This is a genomic window from Microbulbifer okhotskensis (assembly GCF_023895975.1).
In the GTDB taxonomy this organism is placed as follows: Bacteria; Pseudomonadota; Gammaproteobacteria; order Pseudomonadales; family Cellvibrionaceae; genus Microbulbifer; species Microbulbifer okhotskensis.
Genome location: NZ_JALBWM010000119.1, coordinates 1 through 11740 on the forward strand (window position 1 = coordinate 1; position 11740 = coordinate 11740).

Genomic DNA, 11740 nt, shown 5'->3' on the forward strand with positions numbered 1-11740 from the left:
GAATATACGGCTGCTGCAGCAGCCTAAAGGGTGATGCACTTCAGAGTTGAATGCAAGTTGTATTATTCTTGGGGTGGATTTGTTAAATGCCTTGTCGGTGAAGAGAGGCGGCAATTATATTTAATTTATTGCCCCTCTTCAGCTATGATGTCTGGAAAAGACCAAACGTATCCAGCAGGACAGGATGCTTTAGTCTAAGCAAGAGGGGCTTGCACTTCCAAATATATTACCGGACCATATGTTACTGGATGAACATGCATCAACATTTTCATCGATGAGGTCATAGATAACATTATCTATGACCGAATTCCCTATAATTCTATTGTTTGACTGATTAAGGTTGATTAGTACAATACCGCCAGTATCAATTCCAATGCCAGCTGTGCCATTTTCATATATACGATTTTGTACAATAAGGTTGCTGTTGGATTGTCCGATTAAGATGCCACTAAAGCTGTTTTGATAAATTGTGTTTTGCGATACTAATGTATTTTCATTCTTTGTGGTGGTGTTACTGTCGATAAAGATTCCAGTGCCAGAGTTGTTGTTGATATCATTAAAGAGGATGCTGTTGTTATCCCCTATTACATATATGGCCAGGCTATTTTTAAAAATAGTAGTCTGGGTTATCGAATTGTTATTTCCGGTAAGGTATATTCCATAAGTATTGGAGTAGGTGGATATGTTTTGAATGTTGTGAAATCCATTTCCATCTGGTTGTATACCATTTTGGCAATTAAACACTTCACCGTTATATACGGAGGCGGCCGTTCCATCCAAAAAGATGCCAGTCCCAACAAGCGCGTCACAATTCACGCTATGACCATTCAGGTTAAGGGAGCCGCTTGGTCCACTTATTATAAGGGCCGGTGTAGATGAAGTGTCACATGAAAGATCCTGATTCAGGGTGACAGGGGTGGTTATAGTATCGTAACAATCAACAGCGAATATTTTATTCGATGTAGAAAGGCAACAAATGCCCACGATTGTGGCGAGCGTGGTAAGAAAGGCATTATTTGTTACTGATTTCATATTGGTTGTCCATGACAATGTAAATTGATAGAACAGTAAGAGCACTTAAAATTTATAGGCCTGTAAGCCTTGGGGCAATGAGGGGATATTCTCAATCTGACACTGAAATTCATTAAGTCTATTAAGCTGAAGATCCGACAAAATTAGTGGCAATAAAGCATTTTTTTTGCGTATTATTTCGTGAAGACAATGGTGGTGACTGAATTGTAATTGAAGTGTCGTTTGTTCAAAATCGGGTGACCAATAATGGCGGTGGGGGTATCACAATAGATGGTGACAGATAGAATGATTACTTGATTGTTACTAATGTAGAAATGGAAGCTTGGTTAATCCCAACCGGGTTTCCGGCAGCTTTACTGAACTATGGGTTGGCAATATTTATTACGCAGCAGATCCAAGCTGTTTTGAAGGGGTTTATTGGTGCCTGAGTCTGGATTACTCTACTTGCTACCTTAAGCCAATGGGAGGCTGGCAATCAGATGCCTGTCTGATTCTATAAGGTAGTATTTTTATATAAACAGTGAGGCTCATAAGTTTGTTAACTGGGTGCATGTCAGTATAAATTTTTCCCTGTCCTTTTGTTGTTGAGGCAGGTCCTTTTCCTTAAGAACAGCAGCTCTATAAACATAAGATACTTTCTTCTCACACCATTACAACTAATCTCCCATAGAGGTGGCCACGTTTTTCGGTAATACTGTGGTTAGCATCATATTTCCACTCAAGAAGTATCGCAATATTGTTATTTATATGCGAAGTAGTTTGGGTTTGGCTTATGGATATAGTCAATCAGCTGTCACCGCCCCCTCCTATGTGGCGCATACTATGTGCCGCAAATTCAATACTTGTCATACTCACTGATGCTGTTTTCTTGAAAATTCCGTAGTAAAAGCTTTCGAGCTGGACATGTCATCTTTAAGGAGTATTAGATGAGCAAGTACAGACCTATCGCAGCAACTGTTTTTCTTACTATGATCGGTTCCGTATCCTTCGCCGCAGATAACAGCTATGACGTTATTCAAGTGGGATCAGGCAATTCGGCCACTTCGGAACAAAGTGATCCGTCGGCAATAGAGAATACCGTGGTTCAAATTCAGGTCGGCGACGATAATGAAGTTGAAGCCGAGCAAAACTTATTTACTTCTTTTAGTTTAATACAGCAAACCCAAGTGGGTGACAGTAACTACATACAGTCAAGCCAGAGTGCTTCGATATTATCAAGTACCTTAATTGAGCAATTTGGTGGTAATAATTCTGCTGGTACTATGCAGGACTTTGCTGAAGTTAGCGCAGTATTAGTTATTCAAATTGGTGATAGTCATGATGCGTCGGTAATTCAGGCAAATACTTTGGGAGATTTCAGTTTAATTGTACAAAGCGGTAGTTCAAACGATGCATCGGTAATTCAGAACTCCAGCTTGGGAGATTCAGCTTCAGTTTATCAGGAGGGTGACGGTCAAGGCTCCTTGATTGTTCAGAATATGAGTGCTGGAAATACAGCCTCAACGGAACAGTACGGAAGTTCTCATGATTCAAGTGTGGTCCAAGTTCTCGCATTAGACTCATCCGGACTAGTCGCTCAGGCAGGCAATAACAACAATGCTGAAATATCTCAGCAATCTCTTGGGCATCATGGCGAAATTGACCAGGATGGTGAAAATCTATATGCAAAGCATTCTCAGGTTGGGTTTTATAACGAAGCTTATTCACTGCAATTTGGTAATATGAATAGTGCGGAAGTGTTGCAGGCGGGCGAGTTTAGTGTGTCCCACACCAAGCAATTTGGTAGTTCAAACACGGCAGAAACTGCCCAAACTGGTGGGTTTAATAGTGCAAGCATTACGCAGCTAGGTGGCTCTGGTAATACCTCTGTAGTTGCCCAGTTGGCGAGTTTTAACACAGGTAATACCTCTCAGTTGGGTAACTCCAACCAAGTGACCCTCAGTCAAACCACTATCTATAATACCGCCAGCGCCACTCAAGTGGGTGATAACAACGTCGTATTAGGGTTGCAGTAATTTATGGTTGAAAAATAAATTCTGTCAATTTTTTGGCAGGGCAAAACATATTCTAGTGTAGATTTTAAGTAATGGTCCTCCAGGCGAGGTTCAGATATATATTTAAGGAGTAATCTATGAGCGCGTATAGACCTATTGGAGTTAGCATTTTAGTTGCTATGGCAAGTGCTGCCAGTTTTGCTGCTGACAATACCTATAACGTTTTTCAAGCTGGTTCTGGCAATATGGCTACCGGTGAACAAAGTGATCCAACAGTAACCAATAGTTTAATTGGCCAGACTCAGATTGGAAATAATAATGAAATTACTGCCGGGCAGCAGTTATTTACAGAATTTAGTAGCATTATCGAGGCGCAGGTAGGTGACAGTAATTTCATGGAGGTCTACCAAAGCGCTGCCGTTCTATCTTCTATTTTTGTATCACAAATTGGTGATAATAACGGGGGGCTTATTTTCCAGCTAAATGTATTGGGTAGTACGATTAACGTGAATGAGATTGGCGATAATCACGACGTATCTATATCGCAAGATAATAGTGCATTTGATTCTGCTACTGCCACATTAATAGGTGATTCCAATAATAGTGCAATTACTCAGAATTCCAGTTTTGGCAGTTCTGCGACCACTTTTCAGGCTGGGGGTAATCTTAACTCCCTGATTATCCAGGATAGCGGCGCAGGAAATACCGGGATTGTTTTGCAAATTGGTAATGTGCTAAACGCTTCTATCAGTCAGATTTCTGCCTTTGACTCATATTCTCTTGTTGATCAAAATAACAACAATAACTTTTTTATCAGTGAACAGGAAAATGTGGGGAATGTAAGTGTGGGCTTTCAGGATGGTACCAGCCTGGAGGGTATACAGCTTCAGATTGGTAATTTCAGTAGTGGCTATATACAGCAGTTTGGAGGTCTAAATTTTGCTGAACTGGCCCAAAGTGGCGACTTCAGTACTTCTGAGATTTTACAATTTAGTGGTCTTCTCAATACGGCGCTTGTTGTACAGCTGGAGGCATTCAATGTTGCCGTTGCAGCGCAAACTGGAGATAGTAATCAAGTAACCTTGAGTCAAACCACGGTTGGTAATTTTGCCACTTCGGCGCAATTTGGTGATAACAATACGGTATTAGGGCTCCAATAGCTTTATTGATATTTTGGCGGGTTAAGTCCCCTAAGTAACTTAAGGGGGCTATCTCACGTTAATCATATGTCCTGTAATAGTTATCTTAAAGGAGTCTTACATGAATAAGTACAGACCTTTTGGCGTAAGTGTTATTATATTTCTGGTTAGTACGGTTGCTTTAGCGGCTGATAATACTTATGAACTCACACAGATCGGTAGTGGTAATACGGCTTCTGGTGATCAGAGCGATGCTTCAGTAGTTGGAAGTACAATTATCCAAATTCAAATTGGTAATAATAATGATGCTGAGGCAACACAGCAGGGCTTTACGATATTTAGCTCTGTTGTCCAGCGCCAGATCGGAAATTCTAATTCATCGGGAGGTCAGCAGGAGGGGGCAATTTTTACCACTTCTGTCATTGATCAATATGGAGAAAATAACTTTGGTAGTTCCGAGCAATTTAGTACGGAAGGTAACTCAAGTTATATTTTACAGGTGGGGTCTGCTAACTCAATACTCGTCTCTCAAACTGATGGCGTTGACAATGCTGCAAGTGTGACCCAGTTTGGGGTCAATAATATGGGGTTTACTTCACAAAGAGATGGTGTTGGCAATGTAGGAGTAGCGGTGCAAACGGGTGAGAATCTGAATTTTCTTATTAGCCAGGACTCGAGTTCGCTCAATACAGCTATTGCCCTTCAAGCTGGTAATTCCCTTACGATGTTTATCGAACAGAACTCATCCATAGGGTCTAACTCAGTAGCTATTCAGGCAGGTGGGAACAATAATTTTGTTCAATCCAGTCAGGAAGGATTAGGCCAAGATAGCTTTATTCTTCAGAATGGGACCAGTCTTGAGGTTGTACATGAGCAAATAGGTACTTTTAATACCGCATATACGGAACAGTTTGGTGGGTTAAATACTGCTGAAACTGTGCAGAGTACCGGGTTTAATCATGCCGAAACCCTCCAGTTTAGTGGCTTGCTTAATGAGTCTGTACTAGTGCAGTTGGATGCATTCAATACGGCCATTGCGCTACAAACTGGGGATACGAATTCAACGCGTCTAAGCCAAACTACTGCGGGTAACTTTGCTACATCTACTCAGTTTGGTGATAACAATACCGTGTTAGGGCTTCAGTAAAAATCTAGTTAATCAACTTTTTAACTAAAGGAATGTACGATGATTAAGTGTGACTCTCTTATTGCCGGTTTTTTATTGGCAACAATCGGTACGGTAACAGTAGCAGTCGATAATACCTATCAGGTTACTCAAATTGGTAGTGAGAATTATGCGACAGGTGAGCAGAGCGACCCAACAGTTAATGGTAGTACCATTATACAGCTTCAGGTTGGAGAGGCTAACCAGGCAGTTGCTCAACAAGAGTCTTCAACAGAATTTAGTACAATAATTCAAAGGCAAGTGGGAAGTAATCTTAATGCGGATTCTGTCCAGATGGCGGCAATATCTACGATTTCTATAGAAAATCAATTTGGGGAGGGGATTTCAGCCAACACGCTTCAGGCTGATACGGAAGATGATTATGTTTTTATCTTACAAGGAGGTATAGGTCATGATGTGTCTGTAATTCAGGCAGATAGTGTCAATGATTCTGCAAGTGTTACTCAACTTGGAAGCTCAAATAATGGTTTTATTTCTCAATCTAATAGTTTTGCGAATATGGCAATAATGGTCCAGGTAGGCGAAAATCTGAATTTTCTTATGGATCAGGATTCAGGGGGTGAGAATATTGCGCTGGGTGTTCAAGTGGGGAATTCAATGACGGTGTTTATTATGCAAAACTCAGCATCTGGATCAAGTTCTTTTGCCTTTCAAGAAGGGAATAATAACTTCATAGAAACAGAACAGGAGAACTTTGGACATGATAGTTTGATCATTCAAAATGGCACTAGCTTAGAAGTCATACATTTACAAATTGGCGATGTTAATACTGCATTAACAGAGCAGCTTGGGGGGTTGAATACGGCTGAAACTGCACAAAGTGGTGGGTTTAATTTTGCTGAAACCCTCCAATTTAGTGGCTTGCTTAATAATTCCTTAATTGTGCAGCTTGAGAGTTTTAATACTGCGATTGCGTTACAAAATGGTGATACCAATCAATTGACTCTTAGTCAAACAACGCTTAACAATCAGGCTGTAGCAAGACAGTACGGCAATAATAACGACGTGCTGGGTTTACAGTAATTCACCTTCACTTTGCCAGGTTTCTTCAGGGGGGAATTTTGTGTGTCTTATTGGTTACCTATCCGATCACGCTGATTGGGTTAGCCTTAGCAGCCTGTAGAGAAGGTTGGCCTAATTTCAGAAGGGGGATCTGTTTGCTAGCTGGTATGCAAGTGTATCATACGTTTTTATGCTGAGTTCACATTAGAATTTTTTGTCCCTTAGAAGCAGGGATAGTATAAGAAATGCGCTAAATGAAGCCGCTATTGATATCGGGAAAAATTGTGATACTGGTATTTCCATATACCCCTGGATGAAACTGTAAATTGCAGGCCACATGCAAAAGAGAAGGTAAGTAGCGTAGAGGCCATACCGTGGCCACCCTTAATTTCAGCATGGCAAAACTACAGGATGATGGAGTTAGGAATCTCGTTATATAGCAGCATAGATAGAGGGTTGTGATTAAAATAGCTTGGCTCTTATAGTTGTATATATAGAGGATTAAGATGAGGGTAACAGAAGTGTCAATAGGATTCTATATGTAGGCAGCTGTTCAGAGCTAACCATCCCCGAAAAATAAATATTTCCACTATATAACTAACGTTAAGCCCTAAAGCGAACAGGTTCATTTGTGAGCAAAATAGAGTGATTGTTGGTCTCAAAATACCATGTATATTTCCGATACTCGTCTGCATGATTAATGCATAGTTGATGCCAGTCGAAAGTATGTTGAGGAGGCAGGTTTTTGTCGTGAGACAGTGCTGTCATACAGTTTAAATAGCTTTTAACGCGATAGGGGGCTGTCGATCTTCCCTTGAAGTGATCAGTGAGTCTTGATGACTTCAGGTGTGTCAAAATGGCGCAACATGACCATGTGCCCAATAGATGAGTAACAGCCGGTGCCAAATCCAACTAGGGCACATCTCAGATGGAATATGAGTCGGTTGTAGGAGTTGGCGATAGTGAAAAATGTGATAATAGATATTATCTGGGTACATTTTTGGGGTTTTCTTAACACGAAAAATATCTGACAGCATGTTGAGCACGATGGCAGATACTAATAACAATAAATAATGCATGCTAATCCCCAAGTGAACCTGACTCATTTTTGTGTGTAGCCTTATTGCGATACTGTCGCTGAGTGGCATGGATAGTATCAGTGTCATATGGCCGATTGTTGTCAGAACATAAGATAGGTATTGAAAGTTGGGTTTTACAGTATTATTCAATAGATTATTGCTGATGGGCCCATTTTGTCTGACTGGTATATGTAATGACTGTAGGTCAATGGGAAAAATGTAGCCGTGAATTGAATTTTGGAAAATCCTAAGCAGGTATTGGAAGAATATGCGGTTACCTTAGCGTCCTAAACGGCGATGCACATCGGAGTTGAATGCAGGTCTGCTTATCAAGTGATTGTATTTGGAAATCCCATTTGTCCCTTTATTTAAGTTATGGCAAAAATAAAAAGCCCCGCATATGCGGGGCTTTTGTGCCTGGGTTAAATTAAGGTATCCCGACAGCTTTCGAGCAGGCGAGATAGACATCTAATGAGTTGTTGGTAAAACTTAGGCCACTCAATGAAATCCTAACCTGATTAAAATCATTATTGGTGGTTGCCAAGAGCAAGCGGTGATTGCGCGCTCCGTTAACCTTAAAGGGGGCAAGTTGATATCCGCTTGTGGATTCCCCTGTGGGGGTACCATCCAGGTAAGTACTGATATTGATGGTATTCAGGTAAATAATATCGATCAGTGGTGTAGTGTGCTCTACCAAGAATCCGACCACATGGCGCCCTTCCTTAATGGCATGGTGGTTAATTTGGATATGGGTAGATCCGCCCGCACCGCTGACGACTTCCATTCGGGCTGCATCTGAGAGTACACCATTAAAAACCCGTTCAACTGCGGTGATGGTACATCCATCGCAGGGGTACGCGATGCCGTAGGTCAGCTCTGCATCAACACCATTTACAATCTCCAGATCTTCAAATGCTGCGCAAGTAAGCCCAGACTGCTGATCACAAGCATCGCCGATGCCATCGTGATCAGAATCTTCCTGATTTGGATTGGACGCTTGTGGACAGTTATCGAGATCGTTTTCTACCCCGTCACCGTCTAGGTCTGTGTCACAAAGATCTCCCGCTCCATCACCATCGGTATCAGTTTGGTTTGGATTTGGAATCGACGGGCAGTTGTCGAAGTCATCGTCAAAGCCGTCATCGTCGCGGTCGTTATCGCAGACATCGCCGGCACCGTCATTATCTCCATCCTCCTGTCCTGGATTTGGATTCATTGGGCAGTTATCGACATCGTCATTAATGCCGTCACCGTCCAGATCTTCATCACAGGCATCGCCGATACCATCGCCGTCACTATCAGTTTGATCGTTGGCGGTTAGTGGGCAATTGTCATCGGTGTTATCAAAGCCATCGCCATCGGCATCGCTGTCGCATTCGTCACCAATGTCATCGTTGTCCTGGTCCGCTTGATCCGGGTTGGGGATGGCTGGGCAGTTATCTTCTCCATCGTCGTGCCCATCGTCGTCGGTATCACTGTCGTCGTCACAGGCATCACCGAGACCGTCGCCGTCTTGATCTCCCTGATCGTTATTTGGAATTGCCGGACAGTTATCAGAGGTATCGGGAATAGTGTCTCCATCCCGGTCACTGTCACAGACATCGCCAATACCGTCTTGATCGATATCCGACTGATCGTTGTTGGCAGTATCCGGGCAGTTATCGTAGGTGTTATCCACGCCGTCATTGTCATTGTCGCCGTCACAGGCGTCGCCGATACCATCGTAATCGCTGTCTTCCTGTTGAGTGTTGCTGACGTAGGGGCAGTTATCTGACTCATTGAGTATGCCGTCACCGTCTAGGTCCACATCGCAGGGGTCACCCAGAGAATCGCCGTCAGTGTCTGTTTGGTCGACATTGGCAGTGGTGGGGCAGTTATCACTTAGATCGTCAATGCCATCATTGTCATCGTCGCTATCGCAGATATCACCGTCACCGTCACCGTCACTGTCGAGTTGATCCTCGTTGGGGATTGAGGGGCAGTTATCGCTAGTGTTGTTGACACCATCCCCATCCAAATCGCCATCGCAGGCATCGCCGATACCGTCACCATCCTGGTCAAGCTGGTCTGTATTGGGAACGAATACGCAGTTGTCAGCACTATCCGGGATCAAGTCACCATCGACATCGGTGTTGTCATCGCAGGCATCCCCATACCCATCTCCGTCGGTGTCTGTTTGATCCGGGTTGGGCTCCAGGGGACAGTTATCATTGTCATTTGCGACCCCATCACCGTCGCGATCACTGTCGCAGGCATCTCCAGTACCGTCACTGTCGCTATCAGTTTGATCGTCGTTGGCAATTGCTGGACAGTTGTCATTTTGATCGTTGATGCCATCGCCATCGTCGTCGCCATCACAGCTATCACCCTGGCCATCGCCGTCGATATCACTTTGATCCGAATTGGTGGTAGCCGGGCAGTTGTCCCCTTCGTTATCAACACCATCGCCATCCTGATCGTTATCACAGATGTCGCCGATGCCGTCTTCGTCTCGGTCACTTTGATCGGCATTACTATGGCTGGGACAGTTGTCGACATCATCATTGATAGAGTCATTGTCATCGTCGGTGTCACAGGCATCGCCAATGCCATCATCGTCGTTATCGACCTGGTTGGGGTTATGAGTGGATGGGCAATTGTCATCATCGTTATTAACACCATCACTGTCCGCATCGGCATCACAGGCATCGCCAATACCATCGCCATCCTGATCGGTTTGTGAGGAATTCGCCTCGGTGGGGCAATTGTCTATGGTGTCATCTACGCCATCTCCGTCGTCATCGCCGTCGCAGGCATCGCCAGTGCCGTCACTATCGGTATCGATTTGGTCTGGATTATCGATTAGCGGGCAATTATCTGAGCCATCGTCGTGACCGTCGTCATCGGTATCACTGTCCTGGTCACAGGCGTCGCCAATGCCGTCATTATCCTGATCGGATTGGCTGGAATTGGAGGTGTCGGGGCAATTATCGAGAGTGTCTGTGTAGTTGTCTCCGTCGCGGTCGTTGTCGCAGGCATCGCCAACACCGTCGCCGTCAATATCCCCCTGCTCGTTATTTGAATCGGCGGGACAGTTATCGGAGTCGTTGGAGACGTTGTCACCATCCAGATCTGAATCACAAGCGTTGCCAATGCCGTCGCTGTCACTGTCGGCCTGATCGGAATTGGCTGTTTGCGGGCAGTTATCGGAGGTGTCTGGATGGGAGTCCCCATCGCCGTCAATATCGCAGGCGTCGCCAATGTCATCGCCGTCCAGATCATCCTGGTTGGTATTGCTGATATTGGGGCAGTTGTCATCAGTGTCATCGATACCGTCGCCATCGGTGTCTGTAATATTTGCACCGGGGAGCAGATCATCGGCGGCATCGCCTCTGCCTCCATCGGAGCCACAGGCACTTAAGAGTACCAGTGAAAACACTACCGCAATCAGTGAGGGTTGACGCATGGTCATAATCTCCCGAACAAAATCCATTTTGTTATCTATCGGATAAGGGCGGAAGACCTAAAAAATGCGCCTGCAAATAGATCACTTACGCTGGCGTATTTAGGTTCCGGTTTGTTTATAGATAGATTTAATTTTTTTGGTTTTGCGTTTTCTAATTCTGAAGGTTGGCGCATAACCGGTTATGAGTGTTGTAACTATGCGTTCTTTCTCATTGAAAGTGTGATGGTTTACTAAATTTTGGCGGGATAATTTCTGGGTGATAAGGCGTGTAATTAATAAAAGAAAAATTGCGCCATTAAAAATATAGGAATAAATAATTTGTCAGGTTATTTGATGGTCGTTTTTGGCTTGCTTGAAATTTTGTAGGGCTGTTCCAAAGCCAACTCTGAGGTGGCTGGATTTCCCTGTATTTGAAGTGCTGCGCAGGTAGTCAAGAATATTCAAATATAAGAAAATGGTAAATTGTGTTCCATCTGGTGAAGCCGAGCCTGGAATATGGTAAAGATCAGAAACATTTATCGGGTCTATTTATAGTTCAGGGAGGTCATCATTTGCTCAACCCAAAGCACGCTCACCATCATTGTGGTAAACGGAAGTGTGAAAATTATTCCACTCCCAAAAGCGGTTGTAAGTTTTGTGATCCTCCTATAAATCCAAACATCTTGGGGCTATTCCTTGACCTCTCACAGCATTGCATCTGAATTGATAGTGTGGGGGGCTGCTGCCTCTTTTGGAGTTTGTTGGAACAGCTTTGGTTTATTAAGATTCCTGCATTCAGCTCTGAAGTGCATCACCCTTTAGGCTGCTACAGCAGCCGTATATTCTCCCATTATCTGTTTAGGGGTTTTATAACCCAACAGTTT

6 protein-coding genes are annotated in these 11740 nt (G+C 43.6%); 4 read left to right on the top strand and 2 right to left on the bottom strand.

Features of this window, described 5'->3' with window-relative positions; all coding sequences use genetic code 11:
* Positions 1 to 189: 189 nt before the first annotated feature.
* Positions 190 to 1032, bottom strand: a complete 843-nt coding sequence (locus MO867_RS18265) for a right-handed parallel beta-helix repeat-containing protein (RefSeq protein WP_252471850.1) — start codon at positions 1030 to 1032, stop codon at positions 190 to 192.
* A 926-nt stretch (positions 1033 to 1958) separates the two neighbouring features.
* Here MO867_RS18265 and MO867_RS18270 point away from each other — a divergent pair.
* The 4 genes from MO867_RS18270 (at position 1959) to MO867_RS18285 (ending at position 6374) form a co-directional block, all read left to right on the top strand.
* Positions 1959 to 3047 carry a hypothetical protein gene (locus MO867_RS18270; protein ID WP_252471852.1) on the top strand — a complete coding sequence of 363 codons (1089 nt, stop codon included), beginning with the start codon at positions 1959 to 1961 and terminating at the stop codon, positions 3045 to 3047.
* A gap of 116 nt (positions 3048 to 3163) precedes the next feature.
* On the top strand, positions 3164 to 4186 hold the full coding sequence (locus MO867_RS18275) for a hypothetical protein (protein ID WP_252471854.1): 1023 nt from the start codon (positions 3164 to 3166) through the stop codon (positions 4184 to 4186).
* Positions 4187 to 4286: 100 nt separating this feature from the next.
* Positions 4287 to 5312 (top strand): hypothetical protein, encoded by a 1026-nt coding sequence (locus MO867_RS18280; RefSeq protein WP_252471856.1) that lies wholly within the window; start codon positions 4287 to 4289, stop codon positions 5310 to 5312.
* Between the two features lie 39 nt (positions 5313 to 5351).
* A complete protein-coding gene (locus MO867_RS18285; RefSeq protein WP_252471858.1) occupies positions 5352 to 6374 on the top strand; it encodes a hypothetical protein in 1023 nt (340 codons plus the stop codon).
* Between the two features lie 1485 nt (positions 6375 to 7859).
* Here the strand turns inward: MO867_RS18285 and MO867_RS18290 are convergent.
* Positions 7860 to 10904 carry a thrombospondin type 3 repeat-containing protein gene (locus MO867_RS18290; RefSeq protein WP_252471860.1) on the bottom strand — a complete coding sequence of 1015 codons (3045 nt, stop codon included), beginning with the start codon at positions 10902 to 10904 and terminating at the stop codon, positions 7860 to 7862.
* Positions 10905 to 11740: the final 836 nt, after the last annotated feature.